Consider the following 22,571-nt stretch of genomic DNA (forward strand, 5'->3'; position numbering starts at 1 on the left):
GATCCGGAAAAGTGTGAAGCGGTTTTCCGACCAGATCATGCTCAAACTAAAGAGCTACAGCGGAATTATGGCCTATTCCGCCGCCTGCTGCGCGCCCTTGACGCCCTGGGCCAGAGCGGCCGTCAATTCGGCGACGGCGTTAACGGTCTTGGCGGTCGCCCGTCCCTCGGCATCGAGGCTATTCTTGAGGGCGTCCACCAGCGCGGTGCCGACCACCGAACCATCGGCCTTCTCGGCAATGGCGCGCGCCGTCTCCGGCGTGCGGATGCCGAAACCGACACAGATCGGGAGCCTGGTATGCCGCTTGATGCGCGCGACAGCTTCACCGACGGCATTGGCGTCCGCCGCCGCCGCACCGGTGATGCCGGCGATCGAGACGTAATAGACAAAGCCTGATGTGTTCGCGAGCACCGCAGGCAGGCGCTTGTCGTCAGTGGTCGGCGTCGCCAGGCGAATGAAGTTGAGCCCCGCCTTCAGCGCAGGAATGCAGAGCTCGTCGTCTTCCTCCGGCGGCAAATCGACGATGATCAGGCCGTCGACGCCGGCCGTCTTGGCATCAGCCAAGAACTTGTCGACGCCGTAGATGTAGATCGGATTGTAATAGCCCATCAGCACCAGCGGCGTGACATTGTCGTCCTTGCGGAAGTCGCGCACCAGCTCCAGCGTCTTCTTCAAGGTCATGCCGATCTTGAGCGCACGCAGGCCTGCAGCCTGGATCGAAGGACCATCCGCCATCGGATCGGTGAAGGGAATGCCGAGTTCGATGACGTCGGCGCCGGACTTCGGCAGCGCCTTGACGATCTCGAGCGAGGTCGCGGGATCGGGATCGCCGGCCATCACATAGGTGACAAAGGCCGCGCGGCCTTGGCTTTTCAGCTCGGCAAAACGGGTATCGATACGCGTGGTCACTTCTTGCCCCTCAGGATGTCGCCGACCTGCGGGACGTCCTTGTCGCCGCGGCCGGAGAGATTGACGACCATCAGGTGGTCCCGCGGCCGCTTCGGCGCGAGCTCCATCACCTTGGCGATGGCATGCGCGGGCTCGAGCGCGGGGATGATGCCTTCGAGCTTTGACAGCAGCTGGAACGCGGCGAGCGCCTCGTCATCGGTCGCGGAGAGATAATTGACGCGGCCGACCTCGTGCAGCCAGGAATGCTCAGGGCCGATGCCGGGATAATCGAGACCGGCCGAGATCGAATGCGCGTCCTGGATCTGGCCGTCGGCATCCATCAAGAGATAGGTGCGGTTGCCGTGAAGCACGCCGGGGCGGCCGCCCGCGATCGAGGCCGCATGCAGCTGCGTCAGGCCATGGCCGGCGGCTTCGACGCCGAAGATCTCCACGGAGGAATCATCGAGGAACGGATGGAACAAGCCCATCGCGTTGGAGCCGCCGCCGATGCAGGCCACCAGCGAATCCGGCAGGCGCCCCTCGATCTCCTGCATCTGCGCCTTGGTCTCGTCGCCGATGACCGACTGGAAATCGCGCACCAAGGTCGGATAGGGATGCGGACCGGCCACCGTGCCGATGCAATAGAAGGTGTTATGCACGTTGGTGACCCAGTCGCGCAGCGCCTCGTTCATGGCATCCTTCAGCGTGCGCGTGCCCGACTGCACCGGCATCACCTTGGCGCCCAGCATCTCCATGCGGATGACGTTGGGCTGCTGCCGCTCGACGTCGACGGCGCCCATATAGACCACGCATTCGAGGCCAAAGCGTGCGCACAGCGTCGCGGTGGCAACGCCGTGCTGGCCCGCGCCGGTCTCGGCGATGATGCGCTTCTTGCCCATGCGCCGTGCCAGCATGATCTGGCCGAGCACGTTGTTCACCTTGTGCGAGCCGGTGTGGTTGAGCTCTTCACGCTTGAGATAGATCTTGGCGCCGCGGAGATGCTCGGTCAGGCGCTCGGCGAAATAGAGCGGCGAGGGCCGGCCGACATAGTTCTTGAGGTAGCCGTTCATCTCGGCCTGAAACGCCGGATCGGCCTTGGCCTCGGTGTAGGCCTTCTCCAGGTCGAGGATCAGCGGCATCAAAGTTTCGGCGACGAAGCGTCCGCCGAAAATGCCGAAATGGCCGCGATCGTCGGGGCCGCTGCGGTAGGAGTTTGGCTTGGCAATGTTCATCGGACGCTTAACTCTTGGGTGGCGCGCGCGGCGCGGATGAAGGCCTTGATCATGTCAGGATCCTTGACGCCGGGCGCGCTCTCGACGCCCGAGGACACGTCGACGCCGCTGGCGCGGGTGACACGAAGGGCCTCGGCGAGATTCTCGGCGTGCAGCCCCCCCGAAACCATATAGGGCAGTTTCAGATCGAGCTTTTCGAGCAGGTGCCAGTCGAAGGGCTCCCCGAGACCGCCGGGCCGCGTCGCGTCCTTCGGCGCGCGCGCATCGAACAGGATGCGATCGGCGACCGCGGCGTAGCCGGGCAGCACCGCGAGATCGGCCGCTGTCGCGACCGGGACCGCCTTCATCACCGGGCGGCCGAAGCGTTGCTTGAGGTCGCGCAGCCGCGCCACGCTCTCCCCGCCGTGGAGCTGGAAGATGTCCGGCGACAGCGCGTCCATGATGTTGTCGAGCGTTGCGTCATCGGCATCGACCGTGAGCGCCACCTTGAGCGCGCGCCGCTTGACCTGACGGCCGAGGTCACGGCCGAGTTCCAGGGACAGGTGCCGGGGCGACGGCGGAAAGAACACGAACCCGACCATGTCGGCGCCCGCCTCGAGCGCCGTTTCGAGCGTCTCGGGCGTGGACAGGCCGCAGATCTTGACGAGCAGGGACATGGTCTCAAAGCGGGTAGAGGCCGCGGGTCCGCGGCCGGAAAACGGGGCTTTTCGGTCGGGGCCGCTTCTACAACGTCGCGCGCTGCTTGTCTCGCCCGACGGGCCCGTACAGGCCCATCCCGGAGGGAACGGGAAGGCGCTGGGACTCCGCCTTCGCTGCCGTCGCCTGGGCCCGCAGATCGGCCAGTTCGGCCCTGACGGCCCGGGCCTCCGCGTCATTCCGGCGCGCCGCGCGCCGCCAGCGCCGCTGGCCGAGCCAGACGGCGGAGCCGCCCGCGACAACGCCCAGGGCCGCCGCCAGGATCAGCAACAGGAACAGCGGCAGGGTGATCGACAGCGAGGGGTCGTCGGCAATGAAGGGGTCGAAGGAGACCGTGACGAAATGCCTGTTGGCGACGGCGAACGCCACCAGGATCAGGCCCAGCGGAAGTACGATCAGCGCGGTCAGGAACTTTCGCATCTGGCTTCGCTCGCCTTGAATCAAGCTTGCGGCCGCATCCTGTGCGACCGCGAAAAACCCCAAAGCGCGCTCACATCGCGCTCTAGTCTACGCCGCCGGGATCCGGATGGTCGCGGTTCAGCCGCTCGCGCATTTCCTTGCCGGTCTTGAAGAACGGAACGCTCTTCTGATCGACGGGCACATGGGCGCCGGTGCGTGGATTGCGCCCTGCACGCGCAGGGCGATGCTTGACCGAGAAGGCACCGAAGCCGCGCAGCTCCACGCGATCACCGCGTGCAAGCGCCGCTACGATCTCTTCGAGAATCGCATTCACAATGTTCTCGACATCCCGCTGGTACAGATGCGGGTTGTGCTCGGCGATACGCTGAACAAGTTCGGATTTGATCATCGAGAGATAGGACCCGGGAGCGTGCGGATGACCATTTCCGTGAAAATACCGTGATCTGTCAAGACGCTAAATCAAGGATGGGCGTCGTGAAAATGCGTGACAAATGCCGAAAAAGCAGGCTGCGCCAGCACGCGTCAGACGCGAAAAAGCTCTGAAACTCGCCTGCCGACGGTCAGTTGGACGCAGCCGGCTGCCACAAGGCCAGCATTCCATCCATTCCGAGCCGATCCACCGCCTGCGCGACGCCGGTTTGCCCGATCTGGTGCGCGATCGAGCCCAAACCGAGCGCTTCCAGCGTCAATGCGGCCGCCGTCTTCAGGAACGGCAGGTCGCCGAAGCGCGGCTGGAGCTTGTAGTCGCGCACCGGTAGCCCCTTCTTGACGCCCTTCTGCTCGACCAGCCAGGTCACGGCCGTCTTCTCGTCGCCGATCTGATCGATCAGCTTGAGATCGATCGCCTGGCGCCCGGTGAAGACGCGGCCGTCGGCGACTTTTTCGAGCTGCGTGTCATCCATGCCACGCCGCTCCTTCACCATCCCCTTGAACCAGGCATAGGAATCCTTCACCAGCGCATCGAGCGCGGCGCGCGCCTCGGGACTGGTCGGCTCAAAACCGTTGGGCGCCGCCTTCAGCGGCGAGGACTTCACCTCCTCGACCTTGACGCCGATCGTCTTCATGAGCTCGGAGAGGTTGGGGTACTGGAACAGCACGCCGATGGAGCCGACCAGGGAGCTTTGCTGGGCGACGATGTGGTCGCTCGCAATCGCGGTGATGTAGCCCCCGGAGGCGGCCAGCCCCTCGACCACCACTACCAGCGGCTTTTTCGCCTTGAGACGGACCAGCGAGTCATAGAGCTGCTCGGAGCCTGCGGTGGTGCCGCCGGGCGAGTTGATGTGAACGATGACGGCGGCGGCCTGCGAATTCTCGAGCCGCTCCAGCGCCTGCGTGCGGTCGGAATCGCTGCGGATCAATCCCTCTATCTGGACGCGCGCGATCGAGCCGGCGGATGCGAGGGTGCCGCGTGCACCGGGCGTCGCAATCAGCGCGAAGCTTGCAATCGCCGCGATCGCGATCAGCGCCGCCATCACCCGCCAGAACGTCAGCTTGCGGCGGATCCTGCGGCGATCGACGATGATGTCCGAATCGAGCGACATCGGAATATCTCCAAATGAAAGATCAGGCGCGTTGTGCCGTCACGGCGTGACCATTGGCCTATCTCGATACATCAATTGCGGCGCAATTTGAAGAAAACAAGGCCTCGTGTGGGGCAAGCAAGTCGTCGCAGACTCGGTCGTCGTCCCCGCCTAGTGCGCAATTGCGCACGGGGGCGGGGACCCACAACCCCAAGGAGGAGTCGTCGAGCGAGCTGGCAACTCCGAGTCTTCGTCAAACTCCTCCCTGGGGTTATGGGTCCAGGATCGGCGCTCCGCTTCGCGTCGCTTGTCCGGGACGACAGCGGAGTTCGTGGAGACAGCAACAAAAAAGCCCCGGCTTGCGCCGGGGCCTTGATGTCGCAAAACGGACGTTTCGCTTACTTGCTGTCGCGGTTCTTCAGCGCGGTGCCGAGGATGTCGCCCAGCGTCGCACCCGAATCCGAGGAGCCGTACTGCGCGATGGCTTCCTTCTCTTCGGCGACTTCGAGCGCCTTGATCGACACCTGGACCTTGCGGGCCTTCTTGTCGAACTGGATGACGCGGGCATCGACCTTCTCGCCGACGGCGAAGCGTTCGGCGCGCTGGTCGTTGCGGTCACGGGCGAGCTCGGAGCGCTTGATGAAGGTGGTGAAGTCGGTACCGGCGATCTTCACCTCGATACCGCTTTCCTTCACTTCGAGCACTTCGCAGGTCACGACCGCACCCTTCTTGACATCGCCCGGCTCGGCGAAGGGATCGCCTTCGAGCTGCTTGATGCCGAGCGAGATGCGCTCCTTCTCGACGTCCACATCGAGCACCACGGCCTTCACCATGTCGCCCTTCTTGTAGTTGTCGATCACCTGCTCGCCCGGAAGCTTCCAGTCGAGATCGGAGAGGTGGACCATGCCGTCGACGTCGCCCTCGAGGCCCAGGAACAGACCGAACTCGGTCTTGTTCTTGACCTCGCCCTCGACCACCGAACCGGTCGGGTGCTTCTCGACGAAGACCTCCCAGGGGTTGCGCATGGTCTGCTTGAGGCCGAGCGAGATGCGGCGCTTGACGGAATCCACTTCCAGCACCTGCACGTCGACTTCCTGCGAGGTCGACACGATCTTGCCGGGGTGCATGTTCTTCTTGGTCCACGACATCTCGGAGACATGGATCAGGCCTTCGATGCCCGGCTCGAGCTCGACGAACGCACCGTAGTCGGTGATGTTGGTGACGCGGCCGGTGAAGCGGGCACCCAGCGGGTACTTGGCTTCGATGCCCTGCCACGGATCGTCCAGCAGCTGCTTCATGCCCAGCGAGATGCGGTGCGTCTCGTGGTTGATCTTGATGATCTTGACCTTCACGGTCTGGCCGATCGAGAGCACCTCGGTCGGGTGGTTGACGCGGCGCCACGCGATGTCGGTGACGTGCAGGAGGCCGTCGATGCCGCCGAGGTCGACGAACGCACCGTAATCGGTGATGTTCTTGACCACGCCGTCGATGACCTGACCCTCTTCGAGGTTCTGCACCAGCTCCTGGCGCTGCTCGGCCCGGGTCTCTTCGAGCACCGTGCGGCGGGACACGACGATGTTGCCGCGGCGGCGGTCCATCTTCAGGATCTGGAACGGCTGCGAGTTGTTCATCAGCGGCGCAACGTCGCGGATCGGCCGGATGTCGACCTGCGAGCGCGGCAGGAAGGCCACGGCACCGTCGAGGTCGACGGTGAAGCCGCCCTTGACCTGGTTGAAGATGACGCCGTTGACCTTCTCGTTGTTCTGGAACGCCTTCTCCAGCTTGCCCCAGCTCTCTTCGCGTCGCGCCTTGTCGCGCGACAGCACGGCTTCGCCGAGAGCGTTTTCGATGCGATCGAGGAACACTTCCACCTCGTCGCCGACCTTGAGGTCGCTCTCACGGCCGGGGCCGGAAAATTCGCGCAGCGCGACGCGGCCCTCGGTCTTCAGGCCGACGTCGATGACGGCCATGTCCTTTTCAATTGCAACCACCTTGCCCTTGACGACGGAGCTTTCCTGCAGGTTGCCACCTGCGAAGGACTCGTCGAGCATCGCGGCGAAATCGTCGCGCGACGGGCTATAGGTATCAGCAGAAGTCGAAGCCATTTGTTCTCCAGTTGCGGATGTCTTGCCGGCCGTTGGGTTCATGGGCGCATCGCGCGCGCAGTGTCGGAAGGTCCGCAAGACCTTCGAGCGACCGCTCGTTGCCCTGATCTAGCGACCAGAACAGCGGAAGCGGGCCGGCTGAGGCCCGCGCGTTCGATACGTTGAAAGCTTGTCCGGAACCTGGATCGCGCCGGTCCCGAAACCGGGACGAAGCGTATCGACCTCAAAGAGCGGGAGCGGGCACTTCCTCCAATGACGGCGGCGGCTTAACCCCGCGACCGGCCCGCTCGGACAGCCTCGATAATGTCGATGGCGGCCCGGACGCCGCCTTCTATATCCAGTTGGGAGTTATCTAGCAAGTAAGCATCCGGGGCCGGTTTCAGAGGCGCAATCGGCCGATTCTTGTCACGTTCGTCACGCTGGAGGATGTCGGCGAGCACGGCCGCCTCGTCCGCCTCCTCGCCCCGCGCTTTGGCCTCCATGGTGCGGCGCCGCGCGCGGACCTTGGGGTCGGCGACCACGAAGATCTTCACGTCGGCATGGGGGCAGATCACGGTTCCAATATCGCGGCCGTCGAGCACGGCGCCGGGCGGATCGGCGGCGAACTGGCGCTGGAAATTGACCAGGACCTCGCGAACCCGAGGGATTGCCGAGACGATCGAGGCCCCCTCGCCGGCCTTCTGGGTCTTCAGCGCAGGATTACCGAACTTTTCGGGATCGAGCTCCAACGCGGCCTGCACCGCGGCCGCCTCATCGTTGAGATCGTGCCCCGACTGCATCAAGGCGTAGGCGACCGCGCGATAGATCACGCCGGTATCAAGATGACGATAGCCGTAATGGTGGGCGAGACGCTTGCCGAGCGTCCCCTTGCCCGAAGCCGCGGGCCCGTCGATGGCGATGATCATGAAAACTCGGCCCCTAGCGAACGCATCATCGGAATGAAATCCGGAAAGCTGGTGGCGATGAAGGCGGTGTCGTCGACCGTAACAGGCTGATCGGAGGCGCAGCCCATCACCAGCGCGGACATCGCGATGCGATGGTCCATATGGGTGGCGACAGTGCCGCCGCCCGGGACGTGGCCGCGACCCCTTACGATCAGATCGTCGCCGGAGACCTCGACCTTGACGCCGTTGACGCGCAGCATGGCGGCGGTGGCTTCAAGCCGGTCGGATTCCTTGACGCGCAGCTCCTGCAGGCCGCGCATGATCGTGGTGCCTTCGGCGAACGACGCCGCCACCGCCAGCACCAGATATTCGTCGATCATCGACGGCGCGCGCTCGGGCGGCACCTCGACGCCGCGCAGCTTCGACGCCCGCACGCGCAAGCGCGCCATCGGCTCGCCGGCATCGCCGCGCACTTCGCTCTCCTCGATGGAGGCGCCCATTTCGCGCAGCGTGGTGAACAGCCCAGTGCGCAGCGGATTGGTCATGACGTCGGACAGCACGACATCGGAGCCCTCCACGATCAGCGCCGCGACGATCGGGAACGCAGCCGAAGAGGGATCGGCGGGCACCACGACATTGGCGCCATGCAGCTCGGGCTGGCCCACCAGCGTGATGCGGCGGCCGTGCCGGCCTTCCTGGACCGAGGTGATGTCGGCGCCGAAATGCTTCAGCATCAGCTCGGTGTGGTCGCGGCTGGCCTCGGTCTCGATGACCGTGGTGGTGCCGGGAGCGGCGAGGCCCGCCAGCAGCACGGCCGATTTGATCTGGGCCGAGGCGACCGGGGTCTTGTAGACGATCGGCAGGGGGTCGCGCGCGCCCTGGAGGGTCAGCGGCAGGCGCCCGCCCTCGCCGCCGGCGGTGACTCTGGCACCCATCTTTTCCAGGGGATCGAGGATCCGGCGCATCGGACGGCTGCGCAGCGAGGCGTCGCCGTCGAACACCGCCGAAATTGGGCAGCCGGCGACGGCGCCCATGACCAGCCGGCAGCCGGTGCCGGAATTGCCGAAATCCAGTGCTGCCTTGGGCTGGGCGAAGCCTCCGACCCCGACGCCGTTGACGGTCCAGGCGAAATCGCCGGTGCGCTCGACGCTGGCGCCCAGCGCCTGCATCGATTTGGCGGTGTTGAGGACGTCCTCGCCCTCGAGCAGGCCCGAAATCCTGGTCTCGCCGACCGCGAGCGCGCCCAGGATGAGGGCGCGGTGGGAGATCGACTTGTCGCCGGGCACCCGTACTTTCCCGGTCAGGGGACCGCTGGCGCGAGACTGGAGCGGCCTCGGTTGGTCGGAATGGGTCAAGATTGTGTCCTTGAATAGGCCCGGTGGGCTGGCGCGCAGGTACCACATGGTCCGCGCCCCGTCACGGGCATGTCGTTCTCCCGTAATGCGCTATTGACAGCGGGCCGCCAACTAGCCAAGTGAAGCACCGCTTTTCAGACATTCCCAGGATTCCTGCCGTGGCCAAGTCCGAACTCGGAACCAAACGTATTTGCCCGACCACGGGCAAGAAGTTCTATGACCTCAACAAGAATCCGGTGATCTCGCCCTATACCGGCGAAGTGGTGCCGATCGCCCCGGTCGCTCCTGCCCGCGGCCCCCGTGCGGCCGAGGCCCGCAACATGGCCCAGGACAACGCGCCGGAGCCGGCGGAGACCGAGGAGTTGGTCTCGCTCGAGGAGGCCGATGCCGAGGAGAACACCGGCAAGGTCAAGGCGGTCGTGCCCGAATCGGAGGACGATATCGAGGTCGACGAGACCCTCGATGACGATGACGACGACGATTCGACCTTCATTGCCGACGAGGAAGAGGGCGATGAGGACGTGACCGACATCATTGGTGATGTCGGCGGTGATGAAGAGACTTGAGATCAGCCCTGATCTGTGAAAAAGGGTGCACCGCGCGAGTCGGAAGGCTCGCCGGTCCGGGGTGATCGACCAGGTTCACTCCGTCTAGGGTTAAGGGGCCATAGCTCAGCTGGGAGAGCGCTTGCATGGCATGCAAGAGGTCGGCGGTTCGATCCCGCCTGGCTCCACCACGCTTCGCCCTCCGGGCTACGCGTGGCGCAGCCGCGCGGAGCCCGAAGGGTGAAGCGTGGTGTCCGGCGAAGCCCGAAGGGCGAAGACGGACTCTACGAAAACCCCTACTCCCCGATCACCGCATTCAGCCGATCCCTCAGCGCGACGATCTCGTCCTTCATCGCGACCAGCTCCGACACCGAGCAGTCCGATGCCGCCAGGATCGATTGCGGCACGCTGCGGGCCTTTTCCTTCAGCGCATGGCCCTGCGGCGTCAGTCCGATCAGAACCTGGCGCTCGTCCTCACGCGAGCGGGTGCGCCTGACGAGATGGGCGGCCTCGAGGCGCTTCAGCAGCGGCGTCAGCGTGCCCGAATCCAGGAACAGCTTCTCGCCGATCTCCTTGACCGGCACGTCGTCGCGCTCCCACAGCACCAGCATGACCAGATATTGCGGATAGGTCAGGCCGAGCCGATCGAGCAGCGGCTTGTAGACGCGGTTAAAGGCGTGCGTAGCGGAATAGACCGCGAAGCAGATCTGGTTGTCGAGACGAAGCGGGTCTACCGCCGTTGATTTCCGGGCCATGAAGAATCCTGCGCGTTTCTCCCATTCTGGGCCCGGCCGGCGCCAGATTCAATTGCGAACAATTAAATGTGAGGCGCGACGAATTAGATTGCGCGCAATCTAATTGTCTGCGATAAAGCTTGCACCCCAACCCGGAAAGACCCGAGGAGACGACAATGTCTGTGAACGTCCTCTACAAGACCAGCGCCAAGGCCACCGGCGGCCGCGACGGCCATGCTGCGACCCTCGACGGCGCGCTCGACGTCAAGCTCACCACGCCGAAGGAGCTCGGCGGTGGCGGCGGCGCTGGCAACAATCCCGAGCAGCTGTTTGCGGCCGGCTATGCCGCCTGCTTCATCGGCGCGATGAAGTTCGTGGCCTCGCAGGGCGGCCCGAAGGTGCCTGCCGACGCCTCGGTCACCTCGACCGTCGGCATCGGCCCGCGCTCCGAGGGCGGCTTCGGCCTCGATATCGACCTCGCGGTCTCGCTGCCGGGCCTTGCCCGCGCAGACGCCGAGGCGCTGGTGGCGAAGGCGCATCAGGTGTGCCCGTACTCCAATGCCACGCGCGGCAATGTCGACGTTCGCCTGACGGTGGTCTGATCGGCAGCGCGGATTGGCTGGCCCGGGAATCCCCCCTCGGGCCGGCCGCATCCGAGGGAATTTGCCACCCCGCGGCATGGCTGCACGCCGGCGCATGCGGCTCCACGCTCGGCGCCATTGCCGGCGCAAACAAACCTCGCTAGGCCTGTGAGCCAATGATCGACACAGGGAAGCGAAGGCATGACTGAAGCAGCAACGGGCGCCATGAGCGGACTGCGCGTCATCGATCTCACGCGCGTGCTCGGCGGTCCCTACTGCACCCAGATCCTCGCCGACCACGGCGCCGACGTGATCAAGGTCGAGCCGCCCGCGGGCGACGAGGTGCGTGAATGGGGCCCTCCGTTCCACGAGGAGGATGCGGCCTATTTCGTCGGCATCAACCGCAACAAGCGCTCGATCGGCCTCGACCTCGCCTCCGAGGGCGGCCGAATCGTGCTGCTCAAGATGCTGGAGACCGCCGACGTCCTGATCGAGAATTTCAAGCCGGGCACGCTGGAGAAATGGGGCATCGGCAACGACGTCCTCAGCAAGAAATATCCCCGCCTCGTGCATTGCCGGATCTGCGGCTTCGGCGCCGACGGCCCGCGCGGCGGCAACCCCGGCTATGATGCCATCATCCAGGCCATGACCGGCATGATCGCGGCGACCGGCTCGCCCGAGAGCGGGCCGATGCGGATCGGCGTGCCCTTGGTCGACATCACCACCGGACTTTATGCGGCAATCGGCATATTGATGGCGCTGTCGGAGCGGCAGCGCTCCGGCAAGGGGCAGTTCCTGGAGACGACGCTGTACGAGACCGGCCTTGCCATCATGCATCCGCACACCGCGAATTATTTCATGCATGGCAAGCCGCCGGGTCTCACCGGCAACGAGCATCCGAACCTCGTGCCTTACGCGATCTTCCCGACCAAGACCGACAACATCTTCATCGGCGTCGGCAATGACGGCACCTTCCGCAAGCTGGCGAAGGAGATCGGCAAGCCCGAGCTCGGCACCGATCCGCGCTTTGCCCGCAACAAGGACCGCATCGCCAATCGCGAGGCACTGCGCGCCGAGCTTGCCGCCGTGTTCAGCCAGCACGAGGCCGAGCCGCTGTGCAACCGCCTGCTCGCGGCCGGCCTGCCTGCAGGTCCCGTGCAGAAGATCGACCAGGCGTTGACCAATCCGCACACGATCGCGCGTGGCGATATTATCGAGAAGGACTGGTACAAGGGCGTGGCCTCGCCGATCCGGCTCGACCGCAGCAAGCCGAGCCTGCGCCGCGTGCCGCCGAAATTCAGCCAGCATGCGGCCGAGGTGCTGGGCGAGTTCGGCTATTCCAAGACCGAGATCGACGCGATGGTCGAAAAAGGCACGGTCTGCGGTCCCGAGCGGAAACGCTGAGCTAAGGCGAGCGTCAACGGTGGTGCGCTCCCTCTCCCGCTTGCAAGTGGGAGAGGTTCGGAGCCCGCGGCACGATAGTGCCTCATCTCAATGCCGCACTGCGGCGCGCGCACGCATGTGCAGCGCGAACGAGTTGGCTGACGGCTCCGTCTTGGCCTATTTGACAACTTCCCATTTGGCCGCGCTTGCTGCTTTCGTTTCTCCCGCTTACACAGTCATGTGAACGTCATATGGCGCTGCTAGCGCAAGCGCTTCTTTAGTGACGGGCAAGGGAGGTTCTTGATGGCTCTTCGACATTTTGGCACGGCGGCGGCCGTCGCACTCACAATTGGTCTCGGCGCGTCGCCGGCGCTTGCCGTGACCGAAATCCAGTGGTGGCACGCGATGACCGGCGCCAACAACGACGTCATCGTCAGGCTCGCCAACGATTTCAACACCACGCAGAGCGACTACAAGGTGATCCCGACCTACAAGGGCAACTACGCCGACACGATGAACGCCGGCATCGCCGCGTTCCGCGCCGGCAACGCGCCGCACATCATGCAGGTGTTCGAGGTCGGCACCGCCACCATGATGGCAGCGACCGGCGCCGTGAAGCCGGTCTACAAGCTGATGGCCGAGACCGGCGAGAAGTTCGATCCGAAGGCCTATCTGCCTGCGATCACCGGCTATTACTCGACCTCGAAGGGCGAGATGCTGTCCTTCCCGTTCAACTCGTCCTCGACCGTGATGTGGGTCAACCTCGACGCACTGAAGAAAGCGAATGTCGAGGTGCCGAAGACCTGGCCCGAAGTGTTCGACGCCGCCAAGAAGCTGAAGGCGGCCGGCCACGCCACCTGCGGCTTCTCCAACTCCTGGGTCACCTGGGTCAATCTCGAGCAGCTCTCCGCCTGGCACAACGTGCCGCTCGCCAGCAAGGCCAACGGCCTCGACGGTTTCGACACCGTGCTGTCCTTCAACGGTCCGCTCCAGGTCAAGCATCTCGAAAATCTGGTCGAGCTCCAGAAGGACAAGACCTACGACTATGCCGGCCGCACCAACACCGGCGAAGGCCGCTTCACGTCGGGCGAATGTCCGCTCTACCTGACCTCGTCCGCGTTCTTCGGCAACGTCAAGGCGCAGGCCAAGTTTGCCTTCACCGCGGTGCCGATGCCCTATTACCCGGACGCCAAGGGCGCGCCGCAGAACTCGATCATCGGCGGTGCCTCGCTCTGGGTAATGGGCGGCAAACCGGCGGACGATTACAAGGGCGTCGCCAAATTCTTCTCCTTCCTCTCAGACACCGATCGCCAAGTCTACATCCACAAGGCCTCGGGCTATCTGCCGATCACCAAGGCAGCCTATGAGAAGGCCAAGGCGGATGGCTTCTACAAGGATCAGCCCTATCTGGAGACGCCGCTGCTCGAGCTGACCAACAAGGAGCCGACCGAGAATTCGCGCGGCCTGCGCCTCGGCAACATGGTGCAGCTCCGTGACGTCTGGGCGGAGGAGATCGAGCAGGCGCTGGCCGGCAAGAAGACCGCCAAGCAGGCGCTGGACGCGGCCGTCGAGCGCGGCAACACCATGCTGCGCCAGTTCGAAAAGACCGCCGTGAAGTAAGGCGACAAGCGGCAGGCCGGTCCCCCGGCCTGCCGCGCTGGGGCATCATGCAAAAGCAAGCCATTTTCCAATCGAAGCTGTTGCCCTATGCGCTGGTTGCGCCGCAACTCGCGATCGTCCTGATTTTCTTCTACTGGCCGGCCTTGCAGGCGATGATCCAGTCGTTCCTGCTGCAGGACGCCTTCGGCCTGTCGACCAGCTTCGTCTGGTTCGAGAACTATATCGAGCTGTTCAAGGAGCCCGCCTATTTCGAGGCGATCCTGCGCACCTTCTTCTTTTCGTTCGCGATCGCGGTGTCGTCGCTGTCGTTCGCGCTGCTGCTGGCCGTGATGGCAGACAAGCCGCTGCGCGGCTCGATGCTCTACCGCACGCTGCTGATCTGGCCCTATGCGGTGGCGCCGCCGGTCGTCGGCGTGCTCTGGATCTTCATGCTGCATCCCTCGCTCGGCGTGCTCTCGCGCTACCTGCGGGCGCTGGGCATCGACTGGAATCCACTGCTCGACGGCGACCAGGCCGCAGCGCTGATCATCCTGGCCGCCGCCTGGAAGCAGATCTCCTACAACTTCCTGTTCTTCCTCGCCGGCCTGCAGAGCATCCCCAGAAGCGTGATCGAGGCGGCTGCGATCGACGGCGCCCGCCCGATGCGCAGGTTCTGGACCGTGATCTTCCCGCTGCTGTCGCCGACCATCTTCTTCCTCCTGGTCGTCAACATCGTCTACGCCTTCTTCGACACGTTCGGCATCATCGACACGATGACCCGCGGCGGTCCGGGCAAGTCGACGGAGACGCTGGTCTACAAGGTCTATACCGACGGCCTGCTCGGCGGAAACCTCGGCAGCTCCGCGGCGCAATCGGTGATCCTGATGATCATGGTGATCGTGCTGACGGGCATCCAGTTCCGCTTCGTCGAACGCAAGGTGACCTACTGATGGTCGAGGAAGAAGGCTTTCGGCGCTACATTGCCCATATCATCCTCTGGATCGGGATCGCGATCGTCGCCTTCCCGGTCTATCTCGCCTTCGTGGCGTCCACCCAGGACAACGCGGTGATCGCCAACGGGCAGATGTCGTTGCTGCCCGGGGGTCATTTCTTCCAGACCTACTACCAGACCATCTTCATCGGCACGAGCGGCTCGACCCGCGAGCCGGTCGGCAACATGATGCTGAACTCGCTGGTGATGGCGCTGCTGATCGCGCTGGGCAAGATCGCGGTCTCGATCATCTCGGCCTATGCGATCGTGTATTTCCGCTTCCCGTTCCGGATGGCGCTGTTCTGGCTGATCTTCATCACGCTGATGCTGCCGGTCGAAGTCCGCATCTATCCGACCTACAAGATCGTCGCCGACCTGCACATGCTCGACAGCTATGCCGGCCTGTCGCTGCCGCTGATCGCATCGGCCACCGCGACGCTGCTGTTCCGCCAGTTCTTCATGACCGTGCCGGACGAGCTGCTGGAGGCCTCGCGCATCGACGGCGCCGGCCCCTTCCGCTTCTTCTGGGATACGCTCTTGCCGCTGTCGCGCACCAACATGGCGGCGCTGTTCGTGATCCTGTTCATCCTCGGTTGGAATCAATATCTCTGGCCGCTCTTGATCACCACGCGCGACGACATGCAGACCATCCAGATCGGCATCCGCAAGATGATCACCACCACCGACGCGCTGACCGAATGGCCGATCGTGATGGCAACCGCCGTGCTGGCCATGCTGCCGCCGGTGTTCGTCGTCGTCGTCATGCAGAAATTGTTCGTGCGCGGCCTGGTCGAGACGGAGAAGTAGAGACTTATGGCCAACGTCACCCTGCGCAGCGTCCGCAAAACCTATCCCGGCGGCTTCGAGGCCATCAAGGGCGTCGACGTCGATGTCGGCGACGGACAGTTCTGCGTGCTGGTCGGCCCCTCCGGCTGCGGCAAGTCCACGCTGCTGCGCATGGTCGCGGGGCTGGAGACGGTCACCGGCGGCGAGATCGACATCGGCGGCCGCGTCGTCAACGGAGTAGAGCCCGCCGATCGCGACATCGCGATGGTGTTCCAGAACTACGCGCTCTATCCGCATATGAGCGTCTACAACAACATGGCCTATGGCCTGCGCAACCGCGGCATGGCCGAGGCCGAGATCAAGACCCGCGTCGAGGAAGCCGCGCGCGTGCTCGAGCTCTCCGCCATGCTGGAGCGCAAGCCGCGCCAGCTCTCCGGCGGCCAGCGCCAGCGCGTCGCCATGGGCCGCGCCATCGTGCGCCAGCCGAAGGTGTTTTTGTTCGACGAGCCGCTGTCCAACCTCGACGCCAAGCTGCGCATCGCGATGCGGGTCGAGATCCGCAAATTGCAGCGCCGGCTCAACACGACGTCGATCTACGTCACCCATGACCAGCTCGAGGCGATGACGCTGGCCGACATCCTCGTGGTGATGAACGGCGGCCAGGTCGAGCAGGTCGGCAATCCGCTTGATATCTACGAGAAGCCGGCGACGACCTTCGTCGCCTCCTTCATCGGCGCGCCGCCGATGAACTTGATGTCGACGCGGCCCGAGGAGATCCGGTCGCAGCTCGCCGGCAGCGCCGCGGCCGATGCCGGCATCGTCGGAATCCGCCCGGAGGATTTTGTCATCACCGACGAGACGCCGGCCGGCGGCCTCGCCCTGCCGCTCACCGTCGAAGCCATCGAGCGCGTCGGCGCCGAGACCTTCGTCTACGGCTCCCGCGAGCAGGAGGACCAGCGCGTCGCCGCCACGCCCGGCGAGCTGCCGCCCGGCGAGGTCATCGTCCGCATTCCCGGAACCCAAGCGCCCGCCATCGGCGCGAGAATCCGTGTCGCGGCGGTGCGGGCGAAGCTGCATCTGTTCAGTGACGACGGGCGGACGCGGCTCAAGGGCTGAGCGGCTCCGGGGCCCGACGACAAAGGTGCGAAAACAACCCCATGCACAGTAGAAGGGGCTCTGTTTTCGTTGGGATAAATCGCCTCGCACGACGCGTCATGCCAACATGACGAACCAGGCGCTCGGGCTTGGCGGAAAGTGGCCCGTCCACAGCCTCTCCCGCTACCTGCTTGAACCCACAGGGGAACATGCCCATATTGCTGATCAAGGGGCGCCGCTCGCGGGCCCTGATGCACCAAAGTCGCTTTCTGCGAGGACTTTGTAAACTATGTCTCGTGTTCCAACGCTCTCCAGTCCCTTCCTGCTGGGCTTCGACGAGATCGAGCGCGTGCTCGATCGGGTCGTCAAAGGCGCCGACGGTTATCCTCCCTACAATATCGAGAGGTGCGACCGCACGGACGGCCAGCCCGAGCGTTTGCGCATCACGCTGGCGGTCGCCGGATTTACGCGCGACCAACTCGATGTAACCATTGAGGAAAACCAGCTCGTGATCCGCGGGCGGCAGCAGGACGACAAGACCCGGCAATACATCCATCGCGGCATCGCCGCGCGCCACTTCCAGCGCACCTTCGTGCTGGCGGAGGGGATGCTGGTGCTGGGTGCGGATCTGAAGAACGGGCTGTTGTCGATCGATCTGGCCCGGCCTGAACCGGAGCGGATCGTTAAGACAATCGCTATCAATGAGCACGAATAATGGAACGAGTAGCGGACTCGACCGCTTAGTGTTCCAGAGGAGTCGAGACCATGAGTGAAGGTCACGTTGCGTTCGAATACGAAGCCAAGAACGTCTCTCCGGAGACGCTGGCAACCCTGGGCGAAGGCCATATCGCCTATGTGAAACAGATCCGCTCCGAGGACGTGCCGGGCCTGTTCCCCGAGGCACCCAAGATCGCGCCGGGCCTCAAGCTTTTCGCGCTCCATGCCGCCGACGGCACGCCCATCATGCTGACCGACAGCCGAGAAGCTGCGATCGCCAACGCCTGGAGCAACGAGCTGCAAGCGGTGAGCGTGCACTAAAGCGCGCGCGTCGCACGAATAGGGTTTCAAACGGGCATGCCTTCGCAAGAAGGCGTGCCCGTTTTCATTTGGGCGGCGAGGTATTCGCGTCGCCATCGCCAGCCGACGGGAATTCGGTGACGTCCCCGCCCGCGTGCGGCGGGGCAATCGCATGTGACTTGTGGCGGCGGTCTGCGCGCACGCCTCGTCCTTCGAGACGGCGCTGACGCGCCTCCTCAGGATGAGGCTAATCAGCGTCAGGTCCCGTTGCTGCCGCGCACTCCGACCTCATCCTGAGGAGCCCGCCTCCAGCGGGCGTCTCGAAGGATGGCCGCAGGAAAAACTCTCAAATGCGATATCGCTGGCGTGCGGGCGGCCTTGGCTCTTGCACGCACGAGACCGTCATCAATCCGTGATTTGACATTTAGTTCGGGTTTGTCAAATCTGACAAAATGCAGGCCAAGGCCCCTCCCCAGGACCGGATCCTCGACGGTGCCTTGCGCGTGTTCCGGCGCCACGGCTTCCGCCGCTCCTCGATCGAGCTGGCGGCGGAGGAAGCCGGACTGACGCGGCAGGCGCTCTATCATCACTTCGCCTCCAAGGAGGCGCTGTTTCGCGCCGTGCTCGAGCGGATCTACGCGCAGGGGCTCGCTGCCGAAATCGCGGCAGCGAAGGCGGCGGAAGAAGCGGGCCTCGATCTTGCCGACATCCTGGTCGCCGAGATCGGCGCGCGAATGCAGTCGCTCCTCGCCTCGCTCAAGGATTCGCCCCATACCGAGGAGCTGTTTTCCGAGCACCTCGCGCAGGCGCGCGACCTCTACCAGAGCTATTCCAGCCGTTTCGCCGACGAGATCGCAACAACGATCGCGCGGGTGTGCCGCAAGCGAAAGCTCAGGCTCGAAAGCGGCATCAGCGTGCGCGAGCTCGCGCGCTGCGTCGAGATGGCGATCCACGGCGCCAAATCCGCCTTCCCTTCCATGCAGCCGGTCGACGCGTTCCTGAAACAGCTCGAGACCATGCTGCGCATGCTGATCGCCGGCGCGATGGCGCCGGCCGCAAAGAAGTCCCAACGCAAAACGGGAGTTCGAAAATGACCAGCACGACCATCAATGGACGGCCTCTGGCGCTGCCCGACGATCCGGATGCGCTCTTGATCGACGTGATCCGCGATGGCGGCCTCACCGGCACCAAACTCGTCTGCGGCTCCGGCGTCTGCGGCGCCTGCACCGTGCTGCTCGACGGCACGCCGGTCGTGAGCTGCCTGTTGCCGGCGCAGGCGGCCGCGGGCAAATCGCTGACGACCATCGAGGGCGTCGGGGCGGCCGGATTGCATCCGGTGCAGAAGGCGTTCATGGCGCACGACGCCCTGCAATGCGGCTTCTGCACACCCGGCTTCGTCGTCGAAGCCGCCGCCTTCCATGACGGCTGGCGCGCGACCAAGGGCGCGGCGACACCCTCGCGCGAGGAGATCGCCGCCGCGCTATCGGGACATCTCTGCCGCTGCGGCGCCTATGAAGGCATCTATCGCGCCGTCGCCGAAGCATGCTCGGGCCGCTTCGACGGTAACGAGCCCATCGCGCCGCGGCTGGAAGCCCGCGACAAGGTGACGGGACTGGCCCGCTACGCCGTCGACGTCCACCATGACGGACAGCTCGAAGGCGTCATCCTGCGCGCGCACGTCGCGCATGCGAGGATCACCGGGCTTGATCTGGCGCCGGCCCGCGCCATTGCCGGTGTTGCCGCGGTCGTTCCGCTGCTCGACGACGACAACATGGTCCGCTTCGTCGGCGCGCCGATTGCAGCCGTCGCGGCCAAGGATCGCCGCACCGCACTGCAGGCCATCGCCGCGATCAGCTTCAAGCCCGAGCCTTTGCCCGCTGTGATCGGGCTCGATGCAGCGCGACGCGACGATGCACCGGTCGTGTTCGAAAAGAAGGACCGCAAGCGTGCCGGCAACGTGTCCGAGGGCGCAGGCGGCGCTCCGGTGTCGTGGAAGGGCAATGTGCGCGGGCCCTCGGCGCCGTTCTCGCAGAAAGCCAAGCGCGCCAAGAGCTGGCTTGACGAGGCGCGCCAGCAACGCAATCCGCTGCTGGTCGAGGAGACCTTTCGCGTCTCGACGCAACAGCACGCAAGCCTCGAACCACATGCCGCCGTGGCCAGGTTCGATGGCGATCAGCTCATTGTGCACATCTCGACCCAGGCCATCCACGAGAGCATGGAGAAGCTCGCCAAGCGTTATGGCCTTCCGCACGACAAGGTGCGTGTGATCGCCGATCATGTCGGCGGCGGATTCGGCTCCAAAGGCAGCGTTGGGCTGGAGACCATCGCCGCGATCGAGCTTGCGCGCGCCGCGAAAGCGCCGGTGCGCGTCGCCTTCGATCGTGAAGAGGAGCTTTCCGTCACCGGCTATCGTCCGGCCGCCGAGCTGAAGCTGTCCTTGCTGCCTTCTGCGGAAGGCCGCCTCAAGGCGCTGTCGCTCACTGCCCATGCAGACACCGGCGCCGCCGTGAACTCGCTGATCGCGGGCCTGGCGCGGCTGATCTATCCGGCCGAAGCAAAGGAGCTCGTCGACTTCGACGTGCTCAGCAATTTGCCGCCCGGCGCGCCGTTCCGCGGCCCCGGCGGTCCGCCGATGTCGTTTGCGCTGGAGCAGGCGGTCGACGAGGCGGCGCTGCGCATGAAGATGGATCCGATTCAGCTGCGCAAGCTCTGGGACCCCGATCCCAACCGCCAGCGACTGTACGACTGGGCTGCCGGCCTCGACGTCTGGAAGAGCCGCAAGCCAGCCGCATCGCAGACCGGCCGCTACCGGCAAGGCGTCGGCGTCGCCACCGGTTACTGGCTCTATCTCTGGCAGACCGGCTCCTCGGTCGAACTCGCGATCAAGGGCGGCCGCATCGTCGCAAGCTGCGCGGTCCAGGATATCGGCACGGGCACACGCAGCGTGATCGCCAACACCGTCGCGAAGGCGTTCGATCTCGAGCCGCATGATGTGGACGTTCGCATCGGCCGCTCCAGCCTGCCGCGCGGACCGGGCTCCGGCGGCAGCCGCGTCACCGCCTCGGTGGTGCCGCCGACCTTGCTCGCCATCGACAAGCTGAAAGCGGAAATCAGGCGCACCGCCTCTCGCACACCTGCTCCGGGCTCGAACGCGCCGTGGCGCGAGATGATCGCGGCTTCTCCTGATATCGCCGTGTCGGCCAAGCGCCAGGAGGACGGCAAGCCGCCGCCCGGCGTCAGGCCCGCGCTGCACGAGGCGGGCATCATGGGCCGGGTGTTCGGTTGGGTGCTGCGTCTGATGAGCCACATGGTGGTCGGCGCCGGCGTGCCGAGCTCGGTGCAGGTGATGGAAGTCGAGGTCGACACCTGGCTCGGCCATGTGCGCGTGCTCAACGCCTATACGGGCCTCGCGGTCGGCAAGCTCGCCGCGCCGGCGCTGGCGCGAAGCCAGGCCGCGGGCGCGGTGATCCAGGGCATCGGCTACGCACTCTATGAGACGCGGGAGACCGATCCTTCGAGCGGCCACATCTTGAGCGGCAGCATGGAGGATTACCGCATTCCGGGGATCGCCGACATGCCGAAACTGGACGTGCATTTCGACGAAGCCGGTTTCGAGCATGTGCCGGGCGGCAGCGTCGGCATCGGCGAAGTCGCCACCGTGCCGACCTCGCCCGCGATCGCCAACGCCATCCGCGATGCGATCGGCGTGAGACTGACTGAAATTCCGTTCCGGCCCGATCGTCTTGTGGCCGCGCTGAAAGGGAGGGATGCAGCATGAGTGTCGCCGTCATCACCGCCAATCCCACGCCTGAATTCCGCGCCGGAGGCACCGACTTCAGCGAACGCCGCCGCAGCGGGGTGTCGCAGGGAATGCTGATCGATATCTCGACCAGCGGCGACAAGACGATCAGCTGGGGAGCCGATGGAGCGGCCCGGATCGGCGCGCTCGCCACCATCGCCACGATCGCGACCGACGCTCGCATCCTCGCCGTTTATCCCGGCATTGCGGCGAGCGCGCAGGGACTCGCCACGCCACAGGTGCGCAACGTTGCCACGCTCGGCGGCAATCTCGCGCAGCGTTCACGCTGCTGGTATTTCCGCCGGGCCGACATCGATTGCCTGAAGAAAGGCGGCAGCACCTGCCCTGCCCGTTCCGGCAATCATCTCTATGGCGTTGCCTTCGATCTCGGACCGTGCATCGCGCCGCATCCCTCGACCATGGCGGCGGCTCTGCTCGCCTATGATGCGACCATCACCACGGACCGGCGCAGCGGATTGACGATTAGCGGTCTCCTCGGCGACGGCTCGGTCGCGCACGCCGATCATACACTCGCAGCAGGCGAGATGATCAAGAACATTGCGCTTCCTGCTCCGCTCGAGGGCGAGCGCGCTTCCTACAAGCGGGCGATCAGCCGGACCTATGCGGAATGGCCGCTGGTGGAACTCTGCGCCCGCGTCGTGATCGCCGGCGGCAAGTTCCAGCTGGTGCGTCTCGCTGCCGGCGGCGTCGCGCCCGTGCCGCTTCGCCTCACCGCCGTGGAAGTCCAGCTCAGCGGCAAGCTTGCCAATGCGGCATCGATCGCAGAGGCGGCGAAAGCGGCGAGCTCGGGTGCCAAGCCATTGCCGATGACGGCCTACAAGCTCGATCTCCTGCAAGGGCTGGTGCGCGACGTGCTGGAGCAGCTTTCGGGCTAAAGCGCGATGAGATGAGGCTTGATCACGCAACGACGGAGGTGCCCT

The 22,571-nt window shown here is 65.0% G+C and carries 22 protein-coding genes and 1 tRNA gene; 13 read left to right on the top strand and 10 right to left on the bottom strand.

Annotated features, from left to right (window positions below; translation table 11 throughout):
- Window positions 1–72: 72 nt before the first annotated feature.
- The 9 genes from trpA to aroA form a co-directional block, all read right to left on the bottom strand.
- A complete protein-coding gene (gene trpA, locus I6F16_RS24315) occupies window positions 73–909 on the bottom strand; it encodes a tryptophan synthase subunit alpha (protein ID WP_225174060.1) in 837 nt (278 codons plus the stop codon).
- Entirely contained in the window at window positions 906–2,120 is a 1,215-nt protein-coding gene (gene trpB, locus I6F16_RS24320; protein WP_036009112.1) for a tryptophan synthase subunit beta, read from the bottom strand. Before trpB ends, trpA begins: the two co-directional genes overlap by 4 nt.
- Entirely contained in the window at window positions 2,117–2,776 is a 660-nt protein-coding gene (locus I6F16_RS24325; RefSeq protein ID WP_036009115.1) for a phosphoribosylanthranilate isomerase, read from the bottom strand. Before I6F16_RS24325 ends, trpB begins: the two co-directional genes overlap by 4 nt.
- 67 nt (window positions 2,777–2,843) lie before the next feature.
- A complete protein-coding gene (locus I6F16_RS24330) occupies window positions 2,844–3,236 on the bottom strand; it encodes a lipopolysaccharide assembly protein LapA domain-containing protein (protein ID WP_036009133.1) in 393 nt (130 codons plus the stop codon).
- Window positions 3,237–3,318: 82 nt separating this feature from the next.
- Entirely contained in the window at window positions 3,319–3,624 is a 306-nt protein-coding gene (locus tag I6F16_RS24335; RefSeq protein ID WP_025032949.1) for an integration host factor subunit beta, read from the bottom strand.
- A gap of 172 nt (window positions 3,625–3,796) precedes the next feature.
- Window positions 3,797–4,777, bottom strand: coding sequence for a signal peptide peptidase SppA (gene sppA / locus I6F16_RS24340; RefSeq protein ID WP_036024439.1), 981 nt, complete (start codon window positions 4,775–4,777; stop codon window positions 3,797–3,799).
- A 377-nt stretch (window positions 4,778–5,154) separates the two neighbouring features.
- Entirely contained in the window at window positions 5,155–6,861 is a 1,707-nt protein-coding gene (gene rpsA / locus I6F16_RS24345) for a 30S ribosomal protein S1 (RefSeq protein ID WP_036009120.1), read from the bottom strand.
- Between the two features lie 266 nt (window positions 6,862–7,127).
- A complete protein-coding gene (cmk, locus tag I6F16_RS24350) occupies window positions 7,128–7,766 on the bottom strand; it encodes a (d)CMP kinase (protein WP_036024437.1) in 639 nt (212 codons plus the stop codon).
- The gene (gene aroA, locus I6F16_RS24355; RefSeq protein ID WP_225113811.1) at window positions 7,763–9,100 is read right to left on the bottom strand and encodes a 3-phosphoshikimate 1-carboxyvinyltransferase; all 1,338 of its coding nucleotides are present in this window, start codon (window positions 9,098–9,100) and stop codon (window positions 7,763–7,765) included. Before aroA ends, cmk begins: the two co-directional genes overlap by 4 nt.
- 158 nt (window positions 9,101–9,258) lie before the next feature.
- Between aroA and I6F16_RS24360 the strand changes: the two genes are divergently transcribed.
- Together I6F16_RS24360 and I6F16_RS24365 are read left to right on the top strand one after the other, a co-directional pair.
- Window positions 9,259–9,666, top strand: coding sequence for a TIGR02300 family protein (locus I6F16_RS24360; RefSeq protein ID WP_036009126.1), 408 nt, complete (start codon window positions 9,259–9,261; stop codon window positions 9,664–9,666).
- A gap of 94 nt (window positions 9,667–9,760) precedes the next feature.
- Window positions 9,761–9,836 (top strand) — tRNA-Ala (locus tag I6F16_RS24365).
- 105 nt (window positions 9,837–9,941) lie between these two features.
- Here I6F16_RS24365 and I6F16_RS24370 read toward each other — a convergent pair.
- Entirely contained in the window at window positions 9,942–10,400 is a 459-nt protein-coding gene (locus I6F16_RS24370) for a MarR family transcriptional regulator (protein ID WP_225113812.1), read from the bottom strand.
- Window positions 10,401–10,555: 155 nt separating this feature from the next.
- Here I6F16_RS24370 and I6F16_RS24375 point away from each other — a divergent pair, with 155 nt between their 5' ends.
- The 11 genes from I6F16_RS24375 to I6F16_RS24425 all read left to right on the top strand — a co-directional run bounded on the left by I6F16_RS24375 (window position 10,556) and on the right by I6F16_RS24425 (window position 22,526).
- On the top strand, window positions 10,556–10,981 hold the full coding sequence (locus I6F16_RS24375; protein ID WP_036009140.1) for an organic hydroperoxide resistance protein: 426 nt from the start codon (window positions 10,556–10,558) through the stop codon (window positions 10,979–10,981).
- Window positions 10,982–11,161: 180 nt separating this feature from the next.
- Window positions 11,162–12,364 carry a CaiB/BaiF CoA-transferase family protein gene (locus tag I6F16_RS24380; protein WP_225174061.1) on the top strand — a complete coding sequence of 401 codons (1,203 nt, stop codon included), beginning with the start codon at window positions 11,162–11,164 and terminating at the stop codon, window positions 12,362–12,364.
- A 282-nt stretch (window positions 12,365–12,646) separates the two neighbouring features.
- On the top strand, window positions 12,647–13,963 hold the full coding sequence (gene ugpB, locus I6F16_RS24385; protein ID WP_036009146.1) for a sn-glycerol-3-phosphate ABC transporter substrate-binding protein UgpB: 1,317 nt from the start codon (window positions 12,647–12,649) through the stop codon (window positions 13,961–13,963).
- Between the two features lie 47 nt (window positions 13,964–14,010).
- On the top strand, window positions 14,011–14,892 hold the full coding sequence (gene ugpA / locus I6F16_RS24390) for a sn-glycerol-3-phosphate ABC transporter permease UgpA (protein WP_036009149.1): 882 nt from the start codon (window positions 14,011–14,013) through the stop codon (window positions 14,890–14,892).
- Window positions 14,892–15,740 carry a sn-glycerol-3-phosphate ABC transporter permease UgpE gene (ugpE, locus tag I6F16_RS24395; RefSeq protein WP_225113814.1) on the top strand — a complete coding sequence of 283 codons (849 nt, stop codon included), beginning with the start codon at window positions 14,892–14,894 and terminating at the stop codon, window positions 15,738–15,740. The genes ugpA and ugpE overlap by 1 nt, the downstream gene beginning before the upstream one ends.
- A gap of 6 nt (window positions 15,741–15,746) precedes the next feature.
- Window positions 15,747–16,835, top strand: a complete 1,089-nt coding sequence (locus tag I6F16_RS24400) for a sn-glycerol-3-phosphate import ATP-binding protein UgpC (protein ID WP_109141873.1) — start codon at window positions 15,747–15,749, stop codon at window positions 16,833–16,835.
- Window positions 16,836–17,103: 268 nt separating this feature from the next.
- Window positions 17,104–17,529, top strand: coding sequence for an Hsp20 family protein (locus I6F16_RS24405; protein WP_024338612.1), 426 nt, complete (start codon window positions 17,104–17,106; stop codon window positions 17,527–17,529).
- Between the two features lie 50 nt (window positions 17,530–17,579).
- Window positions 17,580–17,852 carry a DUF1150 domain-containing protein gene (locus I6F16_RS24410; protein WP_007598581.1) on the top strand — a complete coding sequence of 91 codons (273 nt, stop codon included), beginning with the start codon at window positions 17,580–17,582 and terminating at the stop codon, window positions 17,850–17,852.
- Window positions 17,853–18,283: 431 nt separating this feature from the next.
- Window positions 18,284–18,925, top strand: coding sequence for a TetR/AcrR family transcriptional regulator (locus I6F16_RS24415; protein ID WP_225148349.1), 642 nt, complete (start codon window positions 18,284–18,286; stop codon window positions 18,923–18,925).
- Window positions 18,922–21,609: a molybdopterin-dependent oxidoreductase gene (locus I6F16_RS24420; protein ID WP_225148350.1), complete on the top strand. Its 2,688-nt coding sequence runs from the start codon at window positions 18,922–18,924 to the stop codon at window positions 21,607–21,609. Before I6F16_RS24415 ends, I6F16_RS24420 begins: the two co-directional genes overlap by 4 nt.
- Window positions 21,606–22,526 (top strand): FAD binding domain-containing protein, encoded by a 921-nt coding sequence (locus I6F16_RS24425; protein ID WP_225174062.1) that lies wholly within the window; start codon window positions 21,606–21,608, stop codon window positions 22,524–22,526. The genes I6F16_RS24420 and I6F16_RS24425 overlap by 4 nt, the downstream gene beginning before the upstream one ends.
- Window positions 22,527–22,571 lie beyond the last annotated feature (45 nt).

Source organism: Bradyrhizobium sp. IC4060 (assembly GCF_020193715.1).
GTDB classification, from domain to species: Bacteria; Pseudomonadota; Alphaproteobacteria; order Rhizobiales; family Xanthobacteraceae; genus Bradyrhizobium; species Bradyrhizobium yuanmingense.

Coding starts and splice junctions, on each gene's coding strand:
- trpB (WP_036009112.1), bottom strand. CDS start 2,120: ATGAACATTGCCAAGCCAAACTCCTACCGCAGCGGCCCCGACGATCGC.
- I6F16_RS24325 (WP_036009115.1), bottom strand. CDS start 2,776: ATGTCCCTGCTCGTCAAGATCTGCGGCCTGTCCACGCCCGAGACGCTC.
- I6F16_RS24330 (WP_036009133.1), bottom strand. CDS start 3,236: ATGCGAAAGTTCCTGACCGCGCTGATCGTACTTCCGCTGGGCCTGATC.
- I6F16_RS24335 (WP_025032949.1), bottom strand. CDS start 3,624: ATGATCAAATCCGAACTTGTTCAGCGTATCGCCGAGCACAACCCGCAT.
- sppA (WP_036024439.1), bottom strand. CDS start 4,777: ATGTCGCTCGATTCGGACATCATCGTCGATCGCCGCAGGATCCGCCGC.
- rpsA (WP_036009120.1), bottom strand. CDS start 6,861: ATGGCTTCGACTTCTGCTGATACCTATAGCCCGTCGCGCGACGATTTC.
- cmk (WP_036024437.1), bottom strand. CDS start 7,766: ATGATCATCGCCATCGACGGGCCCGCGGCTTCGGGCAAGGGGACGCTC.
- I6F16_RS24370 (WP_225113812.1), bottom strand. CDS start 10,400: ATGGCCCGGAAATCAACGGCGGTAGACCCGCTTCGTCTCGACAACCAG.
- I6F16_RS24375 (WP_036009140.1), top strand. CDS start 10,556: ATGTCTGTGAACGTCCTCTACAAGACCAGCGCCAAGGCCACCGGCGGC.
- I6F16_RS24380 (WP_225174061.1), top strand. CDS start 11,162: ATGACTGAAGCAGCAACGGGCGCCATGAGCGGACTGCGCGTCATCGAT.
- ugpB (WP_036009146.1), top strand. CDS start 12,647: ATGGCTCTTCGACATTTTGGCACGGCGGCGGCCGTCGCACTCACAATT.
- ugpA (WP_036009149.1), top strand. CDS start 14,011: ATGCAAAAGCAAGCCATTTTCCAATCGAAGCTGTTGCCCTATGCGCTG.
- ugpE (WP_225113814.1), top strand. CDS start 14,892: ATGGTCGAGGAAGAAGGCTTTCGGCGCTACATTGCCCATATCATCCTC.
- I6F16_RS24400 (WP_109141873.1), top strand. CDS start 15,747: ATGGCCAACGTCACCCTGCGCAGCGTCCGCAAAACCTATCCCGGCGGC.
- I6F16_RS24405 (WP_024338612.1), top strand. CDS start 17,104: ATGTCTCGTGTTCCAACGCTCTCCAGTCCCTTCCTGCTGGGCTTCGAC.
- I6F16_RS24410 (WP_007598581.1), top strand. CDS start 17,580: ATGAGTGAAGGTCACGTTGCGTTCGAATACGAAGCCAAGAACGTCTCT.
- I6F16_RS24415 (WP_225148349.1), top strand. CDS start 18,284: ATGCAGGCCAAGGCCCCTCCCCAGGACCGGATCCTCGACGGTGCCTTG.
- I6F16_RS24420 (WP_225148350.1), top strand. CDS start 18,922: ATGACCAGCACGACCATCAATGGACGGCCTCTGGCGCTGCCCGACGAT.
- I6F16_RS24425 (WP_225174062.1), top strand. CDS start 21,606: ATGAGTGTCGCCGTCATCACCGCCAATCCCACGCCTGAATTCCGCGCC.